The organism is Microbacterium sp. NPDC064584, from assembly GCF_040687315.1.
Classification (GTDB): Bacteria; Actinomycetota; Actinomycetes; order Actinomycetales; family Microbacteriaceae; genus Microbacterium; species Microbacterium lacus.
The window spans coordinates 25,057-47,075 of sequence record NZ_JBFBMZ010000011.1; the positions used below are offsets into that span (position 1 = coordinate 25,057).

Sequence of the window (22,019 nt, forward strand, 5' to 3'; positions counted from 1 at the left end):
GTCGAGCCAGCACCGCCGGTGGGGCGGCGTGAGACAGGCAAGGGAGTCCCATGGCCGCGCGAATGGCGAAGAAGCTGTACGAATCCGAGCTCATGGTTCTGCAGGCCAAGCTCGTGGACATGCAGGCGTGGGTCCAGGCGACGGGCGCACGCATCGTCGTGATCTTCGAGGGCCGCGATGCCGCCGGCAAGGGATCCACGATCAAGCGCGTGTCGGAATACCTGAACCCGCGCGTCACCCGCATCGTCGCCCTGAACACACCGAGCGAGCGCGACAAGACACGGTGGTACTTCCAGCGCTACGTCCCCCACCTCCCGGCTGCGGGCGAGATCGTGCTCATGGACCGGTCCTGGTACAACCGCGCCGGCGTCGAGCACGTGATGGGCTATTGCACGAGTGTGGAGTACCACCGCTTCCTGCATCAGACGCCGATCTTCGAGCGGATGCTGGTCGAGGACGGCATCATCCTCATCAAGTACTGGTTCAGCGTGTCCGACAAGGAGCAGGAGCGGCGCTTCCGCGACCGCGCGGACGACCCGATGCGTCGCTGGAAGCTGAGTCCGAACGATGTCCTGTCCATCACGAAGTGGGAGGACTACTCCCGCGCGAAGGACACGATGTTCGTGCACACCGACATCCCCGAGGCGAAGTGGTGGGAGGTCGACAACGAGGACAAGCGCCGCGGTCGCATCAACACGATCGCGCACCTGCTCTCCCAGATCCCGTACGAGGTCGTCGAGCGCGAAGAGGTCATCGTGCCCGAACGTCCGGCATCCGGCGGGTACGAACGACCGCCCCGTGACATGACCTCGACCGTCCCGGACTACGCGAAAGAGCTGGAGAAGCGCCACAAGGACGAGCGCGTCGCCTCCAAGAAGAGCAAGAAGGATCGCGAGGCGGACGCCGCGGACATCGCCGAGAAGGAAGAGGAGAAGGCGGGGATCTGAGACCCCGCCGCCCCCGCCCTATGCGCCCGGGTAGTCGCGCTGTGCGGCGCCGACGTAGAGCTGCTGCGGGCGCCCGATCTTGGTCTGCGGGTCGGACTGCATCTCGCGCCAGTGAGCGAGCCAACCGGGCAGCCGGCCGATCGCGAAGAGGACGGTGAACATGCGCGTCGGGAAGCCCATCGCCTTGTAGATGACGCCGGTGTAGAAGTCGACGTTCGGGTACAGGCGCCGCTCCTTGAAGTAGTCGTCCTCCAGGGCGAGCTGCTCGAGCTCCTTCGCGAGATCCAGGAGCGGGTCGCTGACGCCGAGAGCGCTGAGCACTTCGTCCGCCGATTCCTTCACGAGCTTCGCGCGCGGGTCGTAGTTCTTGTAGACCCGGTGGCCGAACCCCATGAGCTTGACCCCGTCCTCCTTGTTCTTCACGCGCTCGACGAAGCGCTGCACGCTCTCCCCCGAGTCGCGGATGCGGGCCAGCATCTCGAGCACGGCCTCGTTCGCGCCGCCGTGCAGGGGCCCGTACAGGGCGTTGATGCCTGCCGAGATCGAGGAGAACTGGTTGGCGCCGGTCGACCCGACCAGGCGCACCGTGGAGGTCGACGCGTTCTGCTCGTGGTCCTCGTGCAGGATCAGCAGCCGCTCCAGGGCACGACTCATCACAGGATCGACGTCGTAGATCTCGCTCAGCACGCCGAAGTTGAGCTTCAGGAAGTTGTCGACGAAGCTCAGCGAGTTGTCCGGGTACAGGAATGCCTGCCCGATGCTCTTCTTGTGCGCGTACGCCGCGATCACCGGCAGCTTCGCCAGCATCCGGATCGTGTTGAGCTCGATGTGCTCGGGGTTGTGCGGGTCGGACTGGTCTTCGTAGTACGTCGAGAGTGCGGAGACGGCCGAGGACAGCACCGACATCGGGTGGGCCGTGTGCGGCAGCGCGGTGAAGAAGCGCTTCAGGTCCTCGTGCAGGAGGGTGTGGTGGCGGATGCGGTCGTCGAACGCGGCCAGTTCGTCCGCCGTAGGCAGCTCGCCGTAGATGAGGAGCCAGGCCACCTCGAGATAGCTGCTGTTCTTCGCGAGCTGCTCGATGGGGTATCCGCGGTAGCGCAGGATCCCCTGGTCACCGTCGATGAACGTGATCGCCGACTTCGTCGCCGACGTGTTGACGAATCCGTAGTCCAGCGTTGTGTGGCCGGTCTGCCGGGTGAACGTCGAGATGTCGACGCTCGGCACCCCGTCCGTGCCGCGCAGCAGCGGGAACTCGGCGGTGCGGTCACCGATCGTGAGGGTGGCCTTGTCCTGCTGGGTGCCCGATTCGCTCACGGCGCCTCCTCGCGATTCCTGGTCGTTCCGGGGGTCTCGACGCCCTGCGGATCGCATGGAGAGGCGTTTCCGAGAGCCGGCGTGATGGCGTGGGATGCCGCGCCACCGCGCCTCTACAGCCTACTGGCGTGTTCGGCATACTGCGGACACGACCAAAGGCATCCGGCATCCGGTAGAGGAATCCTCTCATGCACGCCGTTGATACCCGCGGTGTTCATCCCGCCGATCGGAGTCGCTCTGCGGCAGCGGCGATGCGCTCGTCCGTCGCTGTGAGGGAGAGCCGGACATGCTCGGGGAAATGCGGGCCGTAGAAGTGACCGGGACCGGAGAGGATGCCGAGGTCGGCCAGACGGCCGACGCTCTCCCACGCGTCGCGTGACTCGGTCGCCCAGAGGTACAGCCCCGCCTCGCTGTGGTCGATGCGGAAGCCGGCCTCCTGCAGCGCGGGCCGGAGCACGTCGCGGCGCCGCCGGTACCGCTCCTTCTGGGAAGCGACGTGCTCGTCATCGGTGAGCGCCGCGATCATCGCGGTCTGCACGGGCGCGGGCAGCATGAGCCCGAGATGCTTGCGGGCGGTGAGCAGACGGGCGACGATCTCGGTGTCGCCCGCGAGGAACGCGGCGCGGTAGCCGGCCAGATTGGACTGCTTGCTGAGCGAGTACACCGACAGGACCCCGCGTACGTCGCCCCCGGTGACCCGGGAATCCAGAACCGACGGGATCGCCTCGTCGGCCCACCGTCCGTCCCAGCCGAGTTCGGCATAGCATTCGTCGCCGGCCAGGACCGCACCGAGCTCGCGTGCCCGACCCACGGCAGTGCGGAGGAGGGCGGCATCCAGCACCCGCCCGTCGGGGTTGCCGGGCGAGTTCAGCCAGACCAGTCGAGTGCCGTCGGGCCACTCCGACGGGTCGTCGGACGCGAATGGCGTCGCCCCCACCAGGCGTGCGCCGACCTCGTATGTCGGGTAGGCGGCACGCGGGTGCACGACCGTGTCGCCGGGTCCGATGCCCAGGAGCAGAGGAAGCAGCGCGACGAGCTCCTTCGAGCCGATCGTCGGCAGGACGTTCGCCGGCGTCAACGCACTCACCCCGCGGCGGCGGGCGTACCACGCCACGATCGCCTCGCGGAGCGCCGGGGTACCGAGCGTCTGCGGATAGGCGTGCGCATCGGTGGCATCCGACAGCGCCCGCGCGATCACGGCGGGTGTGGGATCCACCGGCGAGCCGATGGAGAGATCGACGATCCCGTCGACATGGGCGCGGGCGCGCTCCGCGTACGGCGCGACGGCGTCCCAGGGGTAGTCGGCGAGGTCGGCGACGCCCATGGGCTGCTACGGCGCCTGCGGCGGGAGCGCGTCGATCACGGGGTGGTCCTTATGGATCACGCCGACCTTCGCGGCGCCACCGGGCGATCCGACGTCCTGGAACCACTCGACGTTGGCCTTGTAGTAGTCCTGCCACTCGTCCGGGAGGTCGTCTTCGTAGTAGATGGCCTCGACGGGACACACGGGCTCGCACGCGCCGCAGTCCACGCACTCGTCCGGATGGATGTAGAGCATCCGATCGCCTTCATAGATGCAGTCGACGGGGCACTCGTCGATGCAGGCGCGGTCCTTCACATCTACGCACGGGAGAGCGATCACATACGTCACGGGTCTAGTCTAGGTCGCTCCCGGAGCCGGTATCCCCCGCGACCGGCCGCAGTCTGCTCGGCCAGGCGACGGCGATCACGACGAGGATCGGCACCGCGACGGTCCAGACGACGGCGAGATCGGTCTGCGCGACGATGACCGACCCACCCGGGCCCCGGCCGGAGAACGCGATCGTCGCGGCGATCATCCCGAGTCCCGCCGCCAGTGCGCTCCAGCGATCGCCGGTCAGCAGACGGACGGCCGCGAGGAGCGCGGCGCTGCCGATGACGGCGAGGACGAGGCCGAGCGGAAACCAGCCGAGACGGAACGAGTGGGCGATCGTGCCGGCCAGACCGTACACCGCCCCCACCAGGAAGGCGACGAGCCAGGTCGCGATCCGCGAAAGCGAAGACTGCACGCCGGACAGCCTATGCGACGGCGAAACGTCACGAGGCCCATCCCCACAGGCGCAGCAGCGCCGCCGCGAGAGCCGCCGCCGCGACGACGACGAGGAAGGGCGCACGCAGGAGCAGGAGCCCTGCGGCCACGAGCACCGCCGGGACCCGCGCATCGATCACGACGGCCTGGCCGGCGCCGAGAGTCTGGACGGCCACGAGAGCGGCGAGGAGGGCGACCGTCAGCAGATCGGCGATCCGCATCGGACGCGGTGCATCCAGCCATCGCTGCGGGATGAGGTAGCCGAGCGTCTTCCACACGACGCACACGATCGAGGCGATAAGGATCGCCGTCCACAGGGTCATGACATCGCCTCCGTCACGGCAGTCCGATCCTCTCCGGAACGTCTCCGGGCTCATCCGCCGGCGGACGCCCACCGCCCAGCCAGTCGAACCAGCCGACGATGACCGCGACCACGGCGGCGATCAGGACCGGAACGCCGGGCATGAGCGCGGGGGTCAGGATCGTCGCGACGACGGCGGCGGCGACCCCGACCGCGATGGGCTGCCGACGCCTCAGACGTGGCCAGAGCAGAGCGAGGAACGCCGCCGCCGCCGCGGCATCCAATCCGTACGCCTTCGGATCTCCGAGGACGTCGCCCAGGAGCGCGCCGGCGAGGGTCGAGATGTTCCAGCCGATGTAGATCGCGACGCCCGTCACCCAGAACCCGAGCGTGCGCGCGCGGGCGTCGGTCTGCGCGAGCGAGACCGCGGTCGACTCGTCGATCGTGAACTGGGCGGCGCCCAGGCGGCGCCAGAACCCGGTCCCGATGACGGGCGACATCCGCATGCCGTACGCGATGTTGCGGACTCCGAGGAGGGATGCCGAGGCGATCGCCGCCGGTGCCGCCGGCAGTCCGCCCGCCGCGATCACACCGACGAAGGCGAACTGCGATCCTCCCGTGAACATCACGAGACTCAGCACAGCGGTCTGCCAGATGTCCAGACCCGCAGCGACCGCCAGCGCTCCGAACGAGACGCCGTACGCGCTGGTCGCGAGGGCGACACCGAGCCCCTGCCGGATCGCGGCACGGGCCGACGCCTCGTCCGGAGAGGAACGCTCGTCATCGGCGGGCGCAGGAGACGATGGCACGGCCCCATCTTGCGTCGTGACACTTCCGTTCGTCAAACCGAACGAAAGTGCAGCAGAATGAACTGATGGATGAACTGGGAGAGCGGATCGCCCGCGCGATGCGGCGTGAGCGCGAGCGATTGCACGTGAGCGCAGCGGAGCTCGCCCGTCGAGCGGGAGTGTCGAAGGCCACGGTGTCGCAGTTGGAGGCGGGAGGGGCCAATCCGTCCGTCGAGACGCTCTGGGCGATCGCGACCGCGCTCGAGGTGCCGTTCTCGGTCTTCGTCGAAGACACCGCGCCTCGGCCACGCCTGGTGCGGGCGGGTGAGAGCACCGGCATCCGCTCGGCCGACTCCCCCTACGAGGCCCTGCTGCTCAGTGCGGGCAGTCCGCGAGTGCGACGCGACCTGTACATCGTGCGCGCCGAACCCGGCGAACCCCGCCATTCGGCACCGCACCCACGCGGAACAGTGGAGCACCTGGTCGTGGTGAGCGGGCGCGCTGTCGCGGGTCCCACCGGCGAGCCGTTCGAACTGATGCCGGGCGACTATCTGCGCTACCCGGGCGACGCTCCGCACGTGTTCGAGGCGCTCGAGCCGCACACGAGCGCCGTGCTCCTCTCGGACTCCGACTGAGCCCGAAGAGGGTCAGGCGCCGGCGTCCTGGCGCTTCAGGCGCGAGGTCGCGCGGGCGCGCTCGGTCGCATCGAGGTTCACCTTGCGGATGCGCACGATCTCCGGAGTGACCTCGACGCATTCGTCGTCGCGCGCGAACTCCAGGCTCTCCTCGAGCGAAAGCTGGCGCGGCGGCGTCATCGACTCGAACGAGTCCGACGTCGACGAGCGCATGTTGGTGAGCTTCTTCTCCTTGGTGATGTTCACATCCATGTCATCGGCGCGCGAGTTCTCACCGATCACCATGCCCTCGTACACCTCCTGGGTGGGCTGGACGAAGAACGACATGCGCTCCTGCAGGGCGATGATCGCGAACGGCGTCACGACGCCGGACCGGTCCGCCACGATCGACCCGTTCTGACGCGTCACGATGTGGCCTGCCCACGGCTCGTAGCCGTGCGAGATCGCGTTCGCGATGCCGGTGCCGCGCGTGGTCGTCAGGAACTCGGTGCGGAAGCCGATCAGTCCACGGGACGGCACGATGAACTCCATGCGCACCCAGCCGGTGCCGTGGTTGGTCATGTTGTCCATCCGGCCCTTGCGCGCAGCCAGCAGCTGCGTGATCGCGCCGAGGTACTCCTCGGGGGCGTCGATCGTGAGGTGCTCGAACGGCTCGTACGTCTTGCCGTCGACCTTCTTCGTGACCACCTGCGGCTTGCCGACGGTCAGCTCGAAGCCCTCGCGGCGCATGTTCTCCACGAGGATCGCGAGAGCCAGCTCGCCACGACCCTGCACCTCCCACGCGTCGGGCCGGCCGATGTCGACGACCTTGAGCGAGACGTTTCCGACGAGCTCACGATCGAGACGGTCCTTCACCATGCGCGCGGTGAGCTTGTGCCCCTTGACCTTGCCCACGAGCGGGCTCGTGTTCGTGCCGATCGTCATCGAGATCGCAGGGTCGTCGACGTGGATCTGCGGCAGCGGGCGGACGTCCTCGGGATCGGCGATCGTCTCGCCGATCGTGATGTCCTCGAAGCCGGCGATCGCGACGATGTCACCGGGTCCGGCACTCTCGGCGGGGTAGCGCTCGAGCGCCCTCGTCTTCAGAAGCTCCGTGATCCGCGCGTTGCTGACGGTTCCGTCGGCGCGCACCCAGGCGACGGTCTGGCCCTTCTTCAGCGTGCCGTTGAACACGCGCAGCAGAGCGAGGCGGCCGAGGAAGGGGCTCGAGTCGAGGTTCGTGACCCACGCCTGCAGCGGCGCGTCGTCATCGTACGACGGGGCGGGCACGTGCTCGAGGATCGCCTCGAAGAGCGGCTCGAGATCGTCGTTGTCGGGGAGCGCGCCGTTCTCGGGGCGGGTCCGGGATGCCGCGCCCGCGCGGCCGCTCGCGTACACGACCGGCACGTCCAGCAGCGCATCCACGTCGAGGTCGGGGACGTCCTCGTGCAGATCGGACGCGAGCCCCAGCAGCAGGTCGTGCGCCTCCTCCTCCACCTCGGCGATGCGGGCATCCGGGCGGTCGGTCTTGTTGACCAGCAGGATCACCGGAAGCTTGGCCTCGAGAGCCTTGCGCAGCACGAAGCGCGTCTGGGGCAGCGGGCCCTCGCTCGCGTCGACGAGCAGCACGACACCGTCGACCATGGACAGACCGCGCTCGACTTCGCCGCCGAAGTCGGCGTGGCCCGGAGTGTCGATCACGTTGATCGTGACGGGCCCGTCGGTCGCGTGCACGCCGGAGTATGTGATCGCCGTGTTCTTGGCGAGGATCGTGATGCCCTTTTCGCGCTCGAGATCGTTGGAGTCCATCGCGCGCTCCTCGACGTGAGCGTGCTCGCCGAACGAGCCGGTCTGTCGGAGCATCGCGTCGACCAGCGTCGTCTTGCCGTGGTCGACGTGGGCGACGATCGCGACGTTGCGGAGGTCTGAACGGAGGGCGCGCGCCATGGAAAATCCTTGCAGAACGGGGAAGCGCCCGGAGCCGGGCATCCCCCAGTCTACCGGGCGCTTCCTGAGCGTCCCTCCGGCGGCGCGGCGGCCGCCGTCGTTCAGGCGCCGGAAGCCGTCCGCGCCAGCAGCTCCGCGCGAGCCTCGCGGCGGATGCGCTGCTCCTCGGGATTGGGCACGGGCACCGCGGCGATGAGTCGCTGCGTGTAGGCATCGGTGGCCCCGCGGAGGATCTCGTCGCGCGTGCCGACCTCGACGAGCTTGCCGAGGTGCATCACCGCGATGCGGTGCGCGAGGATGTCCACGACGGCCAGGTCGTGGCTGATGAACAGGCATGCGAACTGGAGTTCCTGCTGCAGCTCCTGCAGCAGATCCAGGAAGCGGGCCTGAACCGAGACGTCCAGCGCCGACGTGGGCTCGTCGGCCACCAGGAGCTCGGGGGCCAGCGCCAGGGCGCGGGCGATGCCGACGCGCTGTCGCTGACCACCGGAGAGCTCGTGCGGGAAGCGGTTGCGGTACGAACGGGGCAGTTCGACCTGCGAGAGGAGCGTCTCCACCCGCTTGTCGAGGTCCTTGCCCTTCGCCTCTCCCGCCAGCAGGATCGGCTCGCCGATCGACTGGCCGATCGGCATGCGCGGGTTCAGCGACGACGCCGGGTCCTGGAACACGATGCCGGTGCGCCGACGGATCGCGAAGAGATCCTTCCGCGACGGGTGCGAGATGTCGGTGCCGACGGCGGTGAGCTTGCCTTCCGCGATCGGCAGCAGCCCGATGGAGGCGCGACCGAGAGTGGTCTTGCCCGATCCCGACTCCCCCACGAGACCCACGATCTCGCCGGGATAGATCTGCAGATCGATGTGCTCGGCGGCCCGGAACGCCGGCACCCGCCCGCGCTTCGGATAGTCGATCGCGACATCCTCGAACGACAGGACCGGAGTGCGCGTCTCGACGACCTCTTCGGCCGCGGCATCCGTCGCGCGCTCGCGGATCGCGGCGACCGCGGGGACGGCTGACGTGTCGCTCGCGACTTCGGCCTGTTCGACCTCGGACTCCTCAAGGACTCCGAGACCGAGGTGCGGAACGGAAGCCAGCAGCTGCTGCGTGTACGGGTGCTGCGGATCGTGGAAGATCTGCTCGACGGTTCCCGACTCGACGACGACACCGCTCTTCATCACCATGATGCGATCGGCGAGGTCCGCGACCACGCCCATGTCGTGCGTGATCAGGATGATCGCCGAGTCCAGGCGCTTGTGGAGGTTGCGCAGCAGGTCGAGGATCTCGGCCTGCACCGTGACATCCAAAGCGGTCGTCGGCTCGTCGGCGATCAGCAGCAGCGGGTCGCACGAGATCGACTGCGCGATCATCGCGCGCTGGCGCTGACCACCGGAGAGCTGGTGGGGGTACTTGTTGAAGGACTTCTCCGGCGTCGGCATCTCGACCAGACGCAGCAGCTCGATCGCCTTCTCCTTGGCCACGGACGGCGCCATGCCGCGATCGTGCGAACGCAGCGCCTCCATGATCTGGAAGCCGATCGTGTAGACCGGGTTCAGCGCCGTCATCGGCTCCTGGAAGATCGGCGCGATCTCGTTGCCGCGGAGCGACCGCAGCGTCGCGTCGTCGACGCCGCGCAGCTCACGCCCCAGCAGCTTGATCGACCCGGTCACACGGGCGTTCTCGGGAAGAAGGCCCAAGAGCGCCATCGAGCTCGTGCTCTTGCCGGAGCCGGATTCGCCCACGATCGCGAGGACCTCGCCGCGGCGCACGACATAGTTCATGTCGACCGCAGCCGGGTAGAACTCGCCCTCGACCCAGAACTCGACGCCCAGGTTGTCGACCTCGAGGATCTTCTCGGGGAGGGCCTTGTGCGACGCCGCGATCTCGGCCTCGATGCCCGTCGTGTCAGTCATTCCGATGTGTCCCATCTGCAAAGCTTGAGGTCATGGCGTTCCAGGAGGTTTCGTACCGGCCGGCGTTCGGCCGCACGCTCGCTGTCAGCACCGTGGTGGTGTGCGCGTTCGGTGTGATAGCGCTGTTCTGGGGGGATGCGGCATCCGCGATCCGCTACGTCTGGCCGATCATCCTGGTCGCCGTCGTCGCGTGGGCGCTGTTCTGGCGTCCGAGTCTGCGGATGCAGGAGCACGGCGTCACCGTCGTGAACGTGTTCCGCACGTTCTTCATCCCCTGGCCGGCGATCCGAGCGATCGACACCCGCTACTCGCTGACGATCCACACCTCGCGCGGCAAGGTGCCGGTGTGGGCCACACCCGCTCCCGGACGTCACCGCGCGTTCGGACTCTCGGCGAAGGATTTCGACGGAGTCGGGACGAGCGCCCGCGGAGAGCACGAGAGCCTGCGCCCGAGCGACGCGCTCAGCACGCCGTCCGGCAATCTCGCGCAGGCGATCCGCGGACACTGGGAATCCTTGTCCGCGGCCGGAGCCTTCGCCCGCGGCGAAGACCCCGAGGCGCAGACCGTGACGTGGCACTACGGCACGATCACGGCGATCGCGGTGCTGGCTGCGGCGACGGCGATCGGCCTGCTGGTCTAGCAGCGTCACCGTCACCGCTCCGGATTGAGGGGCTCGTCCTGGGCATCGCCCGGCTTCTCCGGACGCGGATCGTGGTAGTTCACGACGTCGCCGGTGTAGACCGCCTCCATCGGGACCGTCACACTCTGCGGACCGGTCGGCTCGGTGGTGTCCAGGATCGGCGCGACAGGACCGCTCGCACGACCGGCACGGCGCATCGCGCGTTCGCTGGGCATCTTCTTCTGACGCGGGTCGAACGCGTCGCGCAGCCCGTCGCCGATGAAGTTGACGCACAGGGCGATCGCGATGATGAAGATACCGGGCCACCAGAACAGCCAGGGCCGCGTGGAGAAAGCCGCCTGGTTGTCCGAGACGATCTTGCCCAGCGAGGTGTCCGGCGGCTGCACGCCGAAGCCGAGGTAGCTCAGCGCCGACTCGAGCAGGATCGCGCCCGCCATCAGGAGCGTCGCGTTCACGACGATCACGCCGACCGCGTTGGGGAGGATGTGGCGGAAGATGATGCGCCGGTCCCGCGCGCCGGACACCCGCGCGGCATCCACGAATTCACGCTCGCGAAGCGAGAGGAACTCTCCGCGGACGAGTCGGGCCATCGTGGTCCATGCGAACACGCCGATCACGATACCGAGGACGGCGGCGCCGAGGCTGCCGAACGTCTTCCCGAGCACCGCACCGATCACGATGAGCGGGATCGTGATGACGATGTCCGTGAAGCGCATGAGGACCGAGTCGGTCACCTTGCCGTAGTAGCCGGCGACCGCGCCGATGACGACGCCGATCACGGTGGCGACGACACCGGCGATCACCATCACCATGAGGGACTGCTGGGCGCCGCGCATCACGACCGCGAAGATGTCGCGACCGACCTCGTCCTGCCCGAACGGGTGCTCCCCGAACTGCAGCGGGAAGAGGCTGAGCGTTGGAACGCCGTTGTTCAGCTTCGGCGTGATCTGGGTCCAGGAGTAGGTCCACCAACCGGGGATCTTGAATCCCCAGAGGTCCACTCCGACAGACGTGAAGGCGAGGACAACGATGAAGATGAGCACGACCATCGCGACCATCGCGCCGCGGTGCCGGAAGAACCGGCGCCGGACGATCTGGCCCTGGCTGAGACCTTCGGTCTCCTTCTGCTCGATCGAGATCTCGGCGACCGCGGCCGCGTCGTTGACGTCTGGTTCTTGAGTGACTGTGGTGTTCATGTCAGCCCACCTTGATTCTCGGGTCCAGGGCCGCGTAAACCAGGTCCGCGATGAGGTTGAAGAGCACGGCGAGCGTGCCGGTGACGACGAAGAACGCCATCACGGGATTGGGGTCGACGTGGTTGATGCCGTCGACGAACAGACGGCCCATGCCGGTCCAGCCGAAGACCGTCTCGGTGACCACCGCCCCGCCCACGATCGCGCCCACGTCGAACGCGATGATCGTCGTGATCGGGATCAGCGCGTTGCGGAAGGCGTGACGGACGACGACGGTGCGCTGGGTGAGGCCCTTGGCCCGGGCCGTGCGGATGTAGTCCTGGTTCATGACCTCGAGCAGGCTGGCACGCGAGTAGCGCGTGTAGCCCGCGAACGAGATCAGGATGATCGCGATCGTCGGCAGGAGCAGATGGGTGTACAGGTCGATGCCCTGCACCCAGAAGTTCCCGCCGAGACCGGGCGTGGAGGCGCCGACCGTCGCGATCGGCCGGCCGCGCACGCGACTGGAGTTCGCGTACACCGCCCAGTACGACATGTACTTGTCCAGCGCGATCAGCGCGGCCGTGAGGAACCCGACGATCGCCGTCGTGCGGACGACCGGGCCGCGGTCTGCGCCGCCCATGAAGAAGCCGATCAGTCCGCTCACGACGATCGCCAGCACCATGAGCAGGAGGAAGAACCACAGCGTCATGCCGTTGAGGATGTAGTTGATCATCGGGAAGTACAGCGCGATGCCCAGGACCGCGACGACGAGCGACGCGTACAGCGCACGGCGGTTGCGCAGACCCGTGGAGATCGCGGTGATGCCGAAGGCGATGCCGATCGCCGATGCGCTGTAGACCACGATCCCGATGCTCGGGTCGGCGAACCACTGCGTCGCCGAGAGGTAGATCAACACTGCGGCCGTCGCGACGGCGGCGATGCCGAAGACGATGAATCTCTTCTTCGCCTTCCCGCCGAGGAGCGACATCCACAGCACACCGGCGATGAGCGAGACGACGATGATCACGGGTATCGCGATCGTCGGCTCGGCGAGCCAGTTGTTCAGCTGGATCGCGCCGTACTGCTTCAGCAGAACCGCGACCCAGAAGATCGGCAGCGAGAAGAACAGGAACGAGATGAGCGTGACGCTGTAGTCGAAGCCGCTGTACTGGCGCAGGGCCGAGATGATGCCGACCGTGAGACCCAGGATGATCGCGACGACCGTTGCCGTGGTGACCAGCGTCAGCGTCGACGTGATCGCGTTGCCCAGCAGGATGTTCACCGGCTGGTTCTGGACGCTGACCCCGAAGTCCCCGCGGAACAGAGCGCCGAGCCAGAGGAAGTAGCGCAGCGGAGGGGGGACGTCGAGATTGAGGAGCTTGGTGCGGGCTTCGATGAGCTCCGCCTTGTTCGGGGCGTTCCCCTGCCTCAGTTCTTCGAGAGGATCGCCCGCGAAGGTCGTGAGGATGTACATCAGGAACGTTGCGGCGAAGAGCACGAAGATCGACGCGATCAATCGCCGGATGATGAATGAAGCCATGGTGTGGCCGCCTGCCAATCGATGATCCAGCGGGAACGACTGCGCCGGCGTCATCACCGGACACACGCTCTACCGCTGCGGGAAGTCTAACGGGTGGGGTGCAGGCCCGATGGACCTGCACCCCACCGCGGTCAGCGGAGCCGAAGCTCAGCGATGACCGCTACAGCGATCAGCCCTCGTCAGAGCCGCTGTCCGTGACTGCCCAGTCCCAAGCGTTCCAGAAGATCGTGGGAGCGAGGATCGACGGGTCGATGCCCTCCACACGGTCGCTGAAGGCGGTGACGCCGGGGAACTGGAAGATGGTGACTCCGTAGAAGTCATCCCACAGGATCTTGTCCAGCTGCTGCTGGAGCTCGATCTGCTTGTCGGTGTCGAACTCCACGTTCAGCTGCTCGACGATCGCGTCGGCCTCAGCGTTCGAGTAGAAGTTCAGGTTGTTGATACCACCGGTCTGGAACGTCGGCAGCGAGTTGGTCACGCCGAGGCTCGTGGACTGCCATCCGAAGAACGACGCGTCGTACGCACCCGGCGTGCCGAGGAGGCCACCCCACTGGTCCGAACCACAGTCGGTCACGTTGAAGCCGGCCTGGTTGGCCGACGCCTGGATGAGCGCGAACTCGTTCACGCGGCGGGGGTTGTTGGTCGCGTAGAGGATGCAGACCGACGTGTCGGTGACACCCGACTCGGCCAGCAGCGCCTTCGCGCCCTCGATGTCGACGTCCGCGAACGCCTCCGAGCCGTTGTTCGCGACGGACTCGTCGTAGCCCTCGGCGCCCGGAACGAAGATCTGCGAGCTGCGCAGGAGCGCGTCCTCGCCGGCGATCGGGACGATGAGCTTGTCGAGGATCTCCTGGCGGGGAACCGTCTTGAGGAACGCCTCACGGACCTTCGGGTTCGAGAAGATGTTCTCGGGGTTCTTGCCCTGGTCGAACTGCAGGTCGAGGTGCTCGTACGTGCCCTCGACGCCGGTCAGGACCGTGATGCCGTCGAGCGCGTCGAGAGCGGTCTTGATGTCGGCCGTGGCCTGCGGGGAGATGATGTCGACTTCACCGTTCTCCAGCGCCTGAACCGCTGCGAGCGGGTCGGGGATGAAGCGGATCGTGATCTCCTCGATGTTCGGAGCGTTGTCGCCCTTGTACTCGGGGTTCGCCGTCAGGGTGACGTACTGGTCGGCGACGAAGTCGCTGATCACGTACGGACCCGTGGCCAGGTAGAGCTCGGGGTCATCCGGCAGCTCGGTGAAGTTGAAGCCCGTGTTCCAGAAGGACGAGATCGGGGCCAGAGCCGCGTCGTCCTTGTTCTGGATCGCGTCGATGACGGCCTGCTTGGCCTCTTCGTTGTCGTCCAGACCCAGGGCGTTCTTACCGACGACGTGCGCGGGCAGCGGCGACGGGAAGGAGAGCTCCCAGTCGACGAACTGCGCGTCGTAGACCATCGTGATCGACTTGCCGTCGTCACCGATCTCGGGCGTCTGGGTGACCAGGCCCAGACCCGCGGTGGGGGTGGCGCCGGAGTCGAAGTAGACGACGTCGGTCGGGAAGGCGTCGGTGAACTCACCCGTGTCGGGGTCGGTGAAGTCGGCCGGGTCGAAGTCCGGGGTGTCCAGGGCCCGCGAGAGCGCGGCCCACTCGAGCAGGAGGTCCGACGCGTCGACGGGGGTGCCGTCCGACCAGTTCACGCCGTCCGCGACGGTGTACTTGACCGTCAGCGGGTCCTCTTCGACGACCTCGTACGAGCCGAACGACGTGTTCTTCACGAGCTCGGGGGTGTTGTTGTAGTAGTTGAAGCCGTCAAGCGTCAGATACGTGATGTTGTTGTTCGCGGTCGCGTTACCGAACGACGTGTTGCCGTTGTACGAGTAGAACGGCTGGTTCCACGCGGCGGTGATCGACGATCCCTCGACGAGACCCGAGTCGTCGCCGCCACCTTCGGTGGCCGCGCAACCTGAGATCACGAGGGCGCCGACTGCGGTGAGAGCCACCGCCGCCGAAATGCGCTTCATTCTCACTGATTCCTCCTGTGCAGGGTTGTGCGCACGCGACAGCACAGATCTGCCGGGGCGCGGATAAGGGAAACGATAAGCACGCGTCGCCTGTTGTTCATAACGACTCGCAAAAACGTTACAGAGCCTTAACTCAACTCGCGCGACATGTGGCAATCTGACAAGGTGAGCACGGTGAGCGGCCCTTCCGATGTGAGGTTCGTCACTGATCCCGCGGCGCGAACCCGGCTCCGCTGGGAGATCGGGATCGTCCTGGCCGTCACCGTCGGACAGTCCGCGCTGTACTCCGTGCTCTCCCTCGTGCGCGCGTCGCTGCGCACGACCCCGATCGGGCAGCAGCAGACGCAGCTGAATCCGAATCGGGATGCCGAGATCCTGTGGAACGTCCTGTACCAGTTCCTGGGCGTGTTCTTCGGGCTCGCCCTCGTGGCGCTCGTCGTCTATCTCCTCTGGGAGCCCGGGCAGAACGCGCTGCGCCGCGTCGGTCTGGACTTCTCCCGGTTCGGCGGTGACCTGGGGCGCGGCATCCTGCTCGCCGCCGCGATCGGCGTGCCGGGGCTGGGCCTCTACGCGATATCGCGGGTGCTGGGGTTGAATGTCGCGGTCGTCGCCTCGCCGCTGGACGCCGCGTGGTGGACGGTGCCGCTGCTCGTGCTCGCCGCGTTGCGCGCGGGGCTGACCGAAGAGGTCATCTTCATCGCGTACCTGTTCGACCGGCTGCGGCGACTGGGGTGGTCCTGGTGGGCGATCATCTTGTCGACGGCCGCACTGCGCGGTGCCTATCACGCCTACCAGGGCGTCGGTGCGATCGTCGGCAATTTCGTCATGGGCCTGGTCTTCGGCTGGTGCTACCGGCGGTGGGGCCGTGTGATGCCCCTCGTGGTCGCCCACACGCTCCTGGACATCGTCGCCTTCGTCGGCTACCCGCTCGCGGCAGGTCTCTGGCCCGACGTGTTCGCCCCCGCCCCGTCCCCGACCCCGTCCCCCTCGTCCTCGTCCTGACCCCCTCCACTTTTCCGCTGAGACGACAACTGCACGTCGAGAGTGCCGGTGAACACCACAGTCTCGACGTGCAGTTGTCGTCTCACGGCACGTGGGATCGGCTCCTGCACAGGTCTGTGCGAGGCGCAGTTGTCCACGGGCTGGCCGAAGCCGACTCTGTGAGGGCCACGATGACGCCACAGTGCGGGGATGGTCCTCACACTCGAAGCGGATGCCGGCCACCCCGGGCTCGCTCCATCTCCGATCCCGCTCATCCGCTCGGCCGCGATCGCCCACGCTGACCGCGAAGTGGCTGATGGTCGCCTCGTCCGCGTACGTCGCGGGGTGCTGACCCCCGCTTCGGCATGGTCGGCGCTTCCACCGTGGGAGAAGTACCGAGCGCGGGTGCATGCGACGGCGATGACCCACCCGGACGCGGTCTTCTGTCTCGAGTCCGCCGCCGCGCTCCTGGGTGCGCCGATTTTCGGGCACCCCCGCGACGTGCATGTCCTCGACCTCCCGAACGCGAATGCGCGGCTCTCGGGCGGATTACGGCATCACACCACGGCGCAGGACCGCAACATCGTCCGGATCGGAGGTCTACTCGTGACATCGCTGATCGACACGACCGTCGACATCGCCCGTTCACGCCATCCCGCCGTCGCTCTGTCTGTCGCCGATGCGACACTTCGGCTAGACCCGACGGCATCCGTCGAAGTCCTCGTCGCCACGAACGAGAGCCGTCTCAGCAAGCGCGGTAGGCGGCTCGCACGCTGGCCGCTGCACCGAGCATCGCCATCAGCTGAGACGACGCTGGAGTCGATCAGCCGCGGCGTCATCGAATGGCTCGGTTTCGACGAGCCGGTCCTGCAACAGGAATTCCGCACGGGCGACTTCCTCGACCGCTCGGACATGTGGTGGGAGCATGCGCGTGTCATCGGCGAGGCAGACGGCGAGCTGAAGTACGACGGCCGTCTCCAGCCGGGTGCTGAGGCGATCCGCAAGGAGAAGGAACGGGATCGACGCCTGCTCTGCCATGCGAGCCGCATCGTCCACTGGGGGTGGTCGGATGCCATCAGGGTCGATCCGCTCCGCAGCATCCTTCGGCGCGCCGGCTTGCCGCAGCGTCGGCCGGAATCGTCGCAGGAGCTGCACTCCCTCACCGCCCTCCTCGACGCGCGCTCACTCCGATGACCGCGCCGCCCTCACCGTGAAACGACAACTGCACGTCGAAACCATGGGCTGAACCCACAGTTTCGACGTGCAGTTGTCGTCTCAGCGAAGGGAGACGCGGGTCAGGCGAACGCCTCGATCGGCGGGCACGCGCACACCAGGTTGCGGTCGCCGTACGCCTGATCGATGCGTCGCACCGGCGGCCAGTACTTCGTGCGCACGAGCGTGTGCACCGGGTACACGGCGAGCTCGCGCGAGTACGGGTGCGTCCACTCCCCCTCGATGACCGACGACGCTGTGTGGGGCGCGTTCACGAGCGGGTTGTCGGATGCCGGCCATTCACCGGCAGCGACTGCCTGAGCCTCGGCGCGGATCGCGATCATCGCCTCGATGAAGCGTTCGATCTCGCCGAGGTCCTCGGACTCCGTCGGCTCGACCATGAGGGTTCCGGCGACCGGGAACGACATGGTCGGAGCGTGGAAGCCGTAGTCGATCAGGCGCTTGGCGACATCGTCGACCGAGACGCCGGTCTCCTCCTTCAGGGGCCGCAGGTCGAGGATGCACTCGTGCGCGACGAGACCGCCTTCGCCGGTGTACAGCACCGGGTAGTGGTCCTTGAGCCGCACGGCGATGTAGTTCGCCGCGAGAACAGCCGCCGCCGTCGCGTCGCGGAGTCCCTGTGATCCCATCATGCGCACGTACGCCCACGAGATCGGCAGGATGCCGGCCGATCCGTGCGGCGCACCCGAGACCGCTCCACCGTCGAACACGTGCCCCCCGCTGTGCTCGGCGCGCTGCGAGAACGGGTGCCCGGGCAGATACGCCGCGAGGTGGGCCTTCGCGGCCACCGGTCCGACACCGGGCCCACCGCCGCCGTGCGGGATCGCGAACGTCTTGTGCAGGTTCAGGTGCGACACGTCGCCCCCGAGGTCGCCGAAGCGCGCGAAGCCGAGCAGCGCATTCAGGTTCGCGCCGTCGACGTAGACCTGCCCGCCGGCATCGTGGACGGCCTGGGTGATCTCCAGCACCTCGTGCTCGTAGACGCCGTGCGTGGACGGGTACGTGATCATGAGCGCCGCGAGCCGATCCGCGTGCAGCGCGATCTTCGCGCGCAGATCATCCAGATCGACGTTGCCCGCATCGTCGCACGCGACCACGACCACCTGCATGCCGGCCAGCACCGCCGAGGCGGCGTTCGTGCCGTGCGCGGAGGACGGGATCAGGCACACCGTGCGGTCGACGTCGCCGTTCGCCCGGTGGTAGCCGCGGATCGCGAGGAGCCCCGCGAGCTCTCCCTGGGAGCCCGCATTGGGCTGCAGCGACACCGCGTCGTACCCCGTGACCTCCGCGAGCCACGACTCGAGCTGCTCGATCATCGCGAGGTACCCGCGCACGTCCGCCTCCGGTGCGAAAGGGTGCACGCGGGAGAACTCCGGCCATGACACGGCCGCCATCTCCGTGGCCGCATTCAGCTTCATGGTGCACGAGCCGAGCGGGATCATGCCGCGATCCAGCGCGTAGTCGCGGTCGGCCAGCTGCTTGAGGTAGCGCATCATCGCCGTCTCACTGCGGTGCACGTTGAACACCGGGTGAGTGAGGTAGTCCTCGCGACGGATGAGCTCCGCGGACACGCCTGCGAGAGCGGATGCCGCTTCCCACGGGACCGCGCGGTCGCCCTGCTCTCCGCCGCCGACGAACTCCGCCTCGGGAAGACCGAAGGCCCACGCCACCGCGGCGAGGTCTGCGGCGCTCGTGGTCTCGTCCACCGAGACCCCGACTGTCGCGTCGTCCGCCCAGAACAGCTGGTATCCGCGTTCGCGCGCGCGCTCGATCACGCGGCGGGCTGACCCCGGCACGTGCACGCGCAGCGTGTCGAAGAACGAATCGGATTCGAGCGTCAGCCCGTACGAGCGCAGCCGCTCGGCGAGCGCCTCCGCCTTTTGCGCCACATCGGTCGCGATCGCGCGCAGCCCGTCAGGGCCGTGGTAGACGGCGTACATCGCCGCCATGACGGCCAGCAGCACTTGAGCGGTGCAGATGTTGGACGTCGCCTTCTCGCGGCGGATGTGCTGCTCGCGCGTCTGCAGCGACAGACGGTACGCGGGGTGTCCAGCGGCGTCCTGCGAGACCCCGACGAGGCGTCCCGGCAGCTGACGCTCGAGCCCTGTGCGCACGGCCATGTAGCCGGCGTGCGGGCCGCCGAATCCGAGAGGGACGCCGAAACGCTGCGTGGTTCCGACGGCGACGTCGGCGCCGAGGGCACCGGGCGAGCGAAGGAGCGTGAGGGCGAGCAGGTCGGCGGCCATCACGACCAGGCCACCCTGCGCCTTGACGGCCGCAACGTTCTCGGACGGGTCCCACACGCGCCCGCTCGCGCCCGGGTACTGGATGAACGCGCCGAAGACGTCGAGATCAGCCGGGACGGCGGACTGCTCGAACGCGTGGAACCGGATGCTGATCCCGACCGCCTCCGCCCGGTGCTGCAGGAGCGCCTTGGTCTGCGGGAGCGCGTCGGCGTCGACCAGGAAGACGTCCGACGCCGACTTCGAAGCCCGCCGGGCCACGAGCATGCCCTCCACGACCGCCGTCGACTCGTCGAGCATCGATGCGTTCGCCGTCGCGAGACCGGTGAGGTCGGTCACCATCGTCTGGAAGTTGATGAGCGCTTCCAGGCGTCCCTGCGAGATCTCCGGCTGGTACGGCGTGTACGCGGTGTACCAGGACGGATTCTCCAGGACGTTGCGTGCGATCACGGAAGGCGTGAACGTGTCGTAGTAGCCGAGCCCGATCATGGGTCGTGCGACCCGGTTCTGCGCGGCGAGTTCGCGCAGCTCTGCGAGCGCCTCCGCTTCGGTGGCGGCGGCCGGGATCGAGCTCGTGGATCGGGGGTGCACGTGGATGGATGCCGGCACCGCGGTCTGCACGAGGGCGTCGACACTGTCGTACCCCACCGCGTTCAGCATGAGTGCCTGCGCCGCGGCATCCGTCCCGATGTGACGCCGGACGAAGTCGCCGGGGCGACCGGGCGCGTCGAGGGCGGTGCTCACTCCTGCCCGCCCGTGAGCGCGACGTAGGCTTCGCGGTCGAGCAGTTCCGCCGGGGCCGAGGCGTCGACGCGGATCTTCACGAGCCAGCCCTCACCGAAAGGGTCGCTGTTGACCAGCGACGGGTCGTCCACCGCCGCGTCGTTCACGGCGACGACGTCGCCGGTCAGCGGCGCATAGAGCTCACCGACCGACTTCGTGGACTCGATCTCTCCGACGACCTGACCGGCGGACACACCGGTGTCGACCCCGGGGAGCTCGACGAAGACGACATCGCCGAGTTTGTCGGCGGCGTAGTCCGTGATGCCGACGGTCGCGACGTCGCCGTCCAGTGCGATCCACTCGTGCTCGGCGGTGTACTTCAGTGCGTTGAGATCGGTCATGATGCGTTCCTCTTGTAGAAGGGCAGGGTGGTGACGGTCGCCGGGATCCGCGTCCCGCGCACGTCGATGAACAGCTGCGTACCGGGGGTGCTCACGGACTGCGGGACGAATGCCATCGCGATCGGGTGGCCGAGCGTCGGGCTGAGCGCCCCGCTCGTGATCTCGCCGACCGGAGCGTCGGCATCCGTGACGGCATAGCCCGCGCGTCCCGCTCGCTTGCCCTCCGAGACGAGGCCCACGAGCACCGGTGCGTCGGGAAGCACGACGGCACCGAGGCCGGCGGCGCCGACGAAGTCCTCTTTGTCGAGCGCAACGGCACGGCCGAGGCCGGCTTGCGCGGGCACGATGTCGCGCGACAGCTCGTGACCGTACAGGGGCATCCCGGCCTCCAGCCGGAGGGTGTCGCGCGCGGCGAGACCGGCAGGAACCAGACCGTGCGCCGCGCCCACCCTCAGCAGGGCGTCCCACAGCCGCTCCGCGCGATCGTTCGGGATCAGCAGTTCGTAGCCGTCCTCACCGGTGTAGCCGGTCCGGGCGATCAGCATCGGGGCGCCCTCGAACGTCGCCGTGACCGCCGCGTAGTACTTCAGCTCATCGAGCGGATGCGCGAGCTCGGTCACCGCGACCTCGTCGAGCACGGCGCGGGCGTTCGGGCCCTGCACCGCGATGAGTGCGTAGGCGTCGGTCTGGTCGTCCACGCGCACATCACGGCCCGCCGCGCGCTCGGCGAGGGCGGTCGCGACCGGCTCGCGGTTGCCGGCATTCGCCACGACCAGGAAGCGATCCTCCGCGAGACGGTAGACGATCACGTCGTCGATGATGCCGCCGCCCGGTTCGAGCACGAGGGAGTACTTCGCTTTGCCGACGGGCATCGTCGAGAGGCGGCCGGCGAGCGCGTAATCGAGATACTCGCCCGCCGCAGGTCCGTCGACGAAGAACTCGGCCATGTGCGAGATGTCGAAAAGGCCCGCCGCGGTGCGCACCGCGTGGTGCTCGGCGAGATCCGAGCTGTAGCGGACCGGCATGGCCCACCCGCCGAAGTCGGTGAAAGACGCACCGAGGCTCTCGTGTCGTTCACGCAGGACGGTGTATCGAGGCTGGGTCATGAGTTCCCCCGGTCGCAGGCGGGCAGGCGCCGGGCGGCACCTGTGAACTCCCCCTCTGTCATGGGCCTGAGAGTTTCATCGCGGCATC

At 67.9% G+C, this 22,019-nt stretch carries 19 protein-coding genes; 5 read left to right on the forward strand and 14 right to left on the reverse strand.

The window, feature by feature from the left end; genetic code table 11:
- The first annotated feature begins 50 nt into the window (after positions 1–50).
- On the forward strand, positions 51–947 hold the full coding sequence (gene ppk2, locus AB0P18_RS14735) for a polyphosphate kinase 2 (RefSeq protein WP_363360657.1): 897 nt from the start codon (positions 51–53) through the stop codon (positions 945–947).
- An 18-nt stretch (positions 948–965) separates the two neighbouring features.
- On the opposite strand, the gene AB0P18_RS14740 is transcribed toward ppk2, so the two are convergent.
- From AB0P18_RS14740 to AB0P18_RS14765, 6 genes are all read right to left on the reverse strand, one after another.
- Entirely contained in the window at positions 966–2,261 is a 1,296-nt protein-coding gene (locus AB0P18_RS14740; protein WP_344054371.1) for a citrate synthase, read from the reverse strand.
- Positions 2,262–2,475: 214 nt separating this feature from the next.
- The gene (gene dapC / locus AB0P18_RS14745) at positions 2,476–3,585 is read right to left on the reverse strand and encodes a succinyldiaminopimelate transaminase (protein WP_363360658.1); all 1,110 of its coding nucleotides are present in this window, start codon (positions 3,583–3,585) and stop codon (positions 2,476–2,478) included.
- A 6-nt stretch (positions 3,586–3,591) separates the two neighbouring features.
- Positions 3,592–3,912: a ferredoxin gene (fdxA, locus tag AB0P18_RS14750; RefSeq protein WP_344054375.1), complete on the reverse strand. Its 321-nt coding sequence runs from the start codon at positions 3,910–3,912 to the stop codon at positions 3,592–3,594.
- A 4-nt stretch (positions 3,913–3,916) separates the two neighbouring features.
- Complete coding sequence (locus AB0P18_RS14755; protein WP_344054377.1) at positions 3,917–4,309, reverse strand: DUF6113 family protein; 393 nt, start codon at positions 4,307–4,309, stop codon at positions 3,917–3,919.
- A gap of 28 nt (positions 4,310–4,337) precedes the next feature.
- A complete protein-coding gene (locus AB0P18_RS14760; protein WP_363360659.1) occupies positions 4,338–4,652 on the reverse strand; it encodes an AzlD domain-containing protein in 315 nt (104 codons plus the stop codon).
- Positions 4,653–4,665: 13 nt separating this feature from the next.
- Positions 4,666–5,370, reverse strand: coding sequence for an AzlC family ABC transporter permease (locus AB0P18_RS14765; RefSeq protein ID WP_363360720.1), 705 nt, complete (start codon positions 5,368–5,370; stop codon positions 4,666–4,668).
- Positions 5,371–5,504: 134 nt separating this feature from the next.
- On the opposite strand from AB0P18_RS14765, the gene AB0P18_RS14770 reads away from it, so the two are divergent.
- Positions 5,505–6,053: an XRE family transcriptional regulator gene (locus AB0P18_RS14770; protein ID WP_363360660.1), complete on the forward strand. Its 549-nt coding sequence runs from the start codon at positions 5,505–5,507 to the stop codon at positions 6,051–6,053.
- A 12-nt stretch (positions 6,054–6,065) separates the two neighbouring features.
- On the opposite strand, the gene typA is transcribed toward AB0P18_RS14770, so the two are convergent.
- A complete protein-coding gene (gene typA, locus AB0P18_RS14775) occupies positions 6,066–7,979 on the reverse strand; it encodes a translational GTPase TypA (RefSeq protein WP_344054383.1) in 1,914 nt (637 codons plus the stop codon).
- 101 nt (positions 7,980–8,080) lie between these two features.
- Positions 8,081–9,886, reverse strand: a complete 1,806-nt coding sequence (locus AB0P18_RS14780; protein ID WP_363360661.1) for an ABC transporter ATP-binding protein — start codon at positions 9,884–9,886, stop codon at positions 8,081–8,083.
- A gap of 32 nt (positions 9,887–9,918) precedes the next feature.
- Between AB0P18_RS14780 and AB0P18_RS14785 the strand changes: the two genes are divergently transcribed.
- Positions 9,919–10,527, forward strand: coding sequence for a PH domain-containing protein (locus AB0P18_RS14785; protein WP_363360662.1), 609 nt, complete (start codon positions 9,919–9,921; stop codon positions 10,525–10,527).
- Between the two features lie 11 nt (positions 10,528–10,538).
- Here AB0P18_RS14785 and AB0P18_RS14790 read toward each other — a convergent pair whose 3' ends face one another.
- The 3 genes from AB0P18_RS14790 to AB0P18_RS14800 all read right to left on the reverse strand — a co-directional run bounded on the left by AB0P18_RS14790 (position 10,539) and on the right by AB0P18_RS14800 (position 15,244).
- Positions 10,539–11,723 carry an ABC transporter permease gene (locus AB0P18_RS14790; RefSeq protein WP_363360663.1) on the reverse strand — a complete coding sequence of 395 codons (1,185 nt, stop codon included), beginning with the start codon at positions 11,721–11,723 and terminating at the stop codon, positions 10,539–10,541.
- Between the two features lies 1 nt (position 11,724).
- The gene (locus AB0P18_RS14795; protein WP_344054391.1) at positions 11,725–13,242 is read right to left on the reverse strand and encodes an ABC transporter permease subunit; all 1,518 of its coding nucleotides are present in this window, start codon (positions 13,240–13,242) and stop codon (positions 11,725–11,727) included.
- 169 nt (positions 13,243–13,411) lie between these two features.
- Entirely contained in the window at positions 13,412–15,244 is a 1,833-nt protein-coding gene (locus tag AB0P18_RS14800; protein ID WP_344054393.1) for an ABC transporter family substrate-binding protein, read from the reverse strand.
- Positions 15,245–15,391: 147 nt separating this feature from the next.
- Here AB0P18_RS14800 and AB0P18_RS14805 point away from each other — a divergent pair, with 147 nt between their 5' ends.
- Positions 15,392–16,246 carry a CPBP family intramembrane glutamic endopeptidase gene (locus AB0P18_RS14805; RefSeq protein WP_363360664.1) on the forward strand — a complete coding sequence of 285 codons (855 nt, stop codon included), beginning with the start codon at positions 15,392–15,394 and terminating at the stop codon, positions 16,244–16,246.
- A gap of 189 nt (positions 16,247–16,435) precedes the next feature.
- Positions 16,436–17,419, forward strand: a complete 984-nt coding sequence (locus tag AB0P18_RS14810) for a hypothetical protein (RefSeq protein WP_363360665.1) — start codon at positions 16,436–16,438, stop codon at positions 17,417–17,419.
- Between the two features lie 101 nt (positions 17,420–17,520).
- Here AB0P18_RS14810 and gcvP read toward each other — a convergent pair whose 3' ends face one another.
- The 3 genes from gcvP to gcvT are packed head-to-tail and all read right to left on the reverse strand — an operon-like array spanning position 17,521 to position 21,931.
- Positions 17,521–20,445: an aminomethyl-transferring glycine dehydrogenase gene (gene gcvP, locus AB0P18_RS14815; protein ID WP_363360666.1), complete on the reverse strand. Its 2,925-nt coding sequence runs from the start codon at positions 20,443–20,445 to the stop codon at positions 17,521–17,523.
- Positions 20,442–20,825, reverse strand: coding sequence for a glycine cleavage system protein GcvH (gene gcvH, locus AB0P18_RS14820; protein ID WP_344054401.1), 384 nt, complete (start codon positions 20,823–20,825; stop codon positions 20,442–20,444). The genes gcvP and gcvH overlap by 4 nt, the downstream gene beginning before the upstream one ends.
- Positions 20,822–21,931, reverse strand: a complete 1,110-nt coding sequence (gene gcvT / locus AB0P18_RS14825) for a glycine cleavage system aminomethyltransferase GcvT (RefSeq protein ID WP_363360667.1) — start codon at positions 21,929–21,931, stop codon at positions 20,822–20,824. The genes gcvH and gcvT overlap by 4 nt, the downstream gene beginning before the upstream one ends.
- Positions 21,932–22,019: the final 88 nt, after the last annotated feature.

Excerpts from the sequence above, each read along its gene's own strand:
- ppk2 (WP_363360657.1), top strand. The coding sequence starts at position 51 with ATGGCCGCGCGAATGGCGAAGAAGCTGTACGAATCCGAGCTCATGGTT.
- dapC (WP_363360658.1), bottom strand. The coding sequence starts at position 3,585 with ATGGGCGTCGCCGACCTCGCCGACTACCCCTGGGACGCCGTCGCGCCG.
- AB0P18_RS14760 (WP_363360659.1), bottom strand. The coding sequence starts at position 4,652 with ATGACCCTGTGGACGGCGATCCTTATCGCCTCGATCGTGTGCGTCGTG.
- AB0P18_RS14770 (WP_363360660.1), top strand. The coding sequence starts at position 5,505 with ATGGATGAACTGGGAGAGCGGATCGCCCGCGCGATGCGGCGTGAGCGC.
- typA (WP_344054383.1), bottom strand. The coding sequence starts at position 7,979 with ATGGCGCGCGCCCTCCGTTCAGACCTCCGCAACGTCGCGATCGTCGCC.
- AB0P18_RS14780 (WP_363360661.1), bottom strand. The coding sequence starts at position 9,886 with ATGACTGACACGACGGGCATCGAGGCCGAGATCGCGGCGTCGCACAAG.
- AB0P18_RS14785 (WP_363360662.1), top strand. The coding sequence starts at position 9,919 with ATGGCGTTCCAGGAGGTTTCGTACCGGCCGGCGTTCGGCCGCACGCTC.
- AB0P18_RS14790 (WP_363360663.1), bottom strand. The coding sequence starts at position 11,723 with ATGAACACCACAGTCACTCAAGAACCAGACGTCAACGACGCGGCCGCG.
- AB0P18_RS14795 (WP_344054391.1), bottom strand. The coding sequence starts at position 13,242 with ATGGCTTCATTCATCATCCGGCGATTGATCGCGTCGATCTTCGTGCTC.
- AB0P18_RS14800 (WP_344054393.1), bottom strand. The coding sequence starts at position 15,244 with ATGAAGCGCATTTCGGCGGCGGTGGCTCTCACCGCAGTCGGCGCCCTC.
- AB0P18_RS14805 (WP_363360664.1), top strand. The coding sequence starts at position 15,392 with ATGTGGCAATCTGACAAGGTGAGCACGGTGAGCGGCCCTTCCGATGTG.
- AB0P18_RS14810 (WP_363360665.1), top strand. The coding sequence starts at position 16,436 with ATGGTCCTCACACTCGAAGCGGATGCCGGCCACCCCGGGCTCGCTCCA.
- gcvH (WP_344054401.1), bottom strand. The coding sequence starts at position 20,825 with ATGACCGATCTCAACGCACTGAAGTACACCGCCGAGCACGAGTGGATC.
- gcvT (WP_363360667.1), bottom strand. The coding sequence starts at position 21,931 with ATGACCCAGCCTCGATACACCGTCCTGCGTGAACGACACGAGAGCCTC.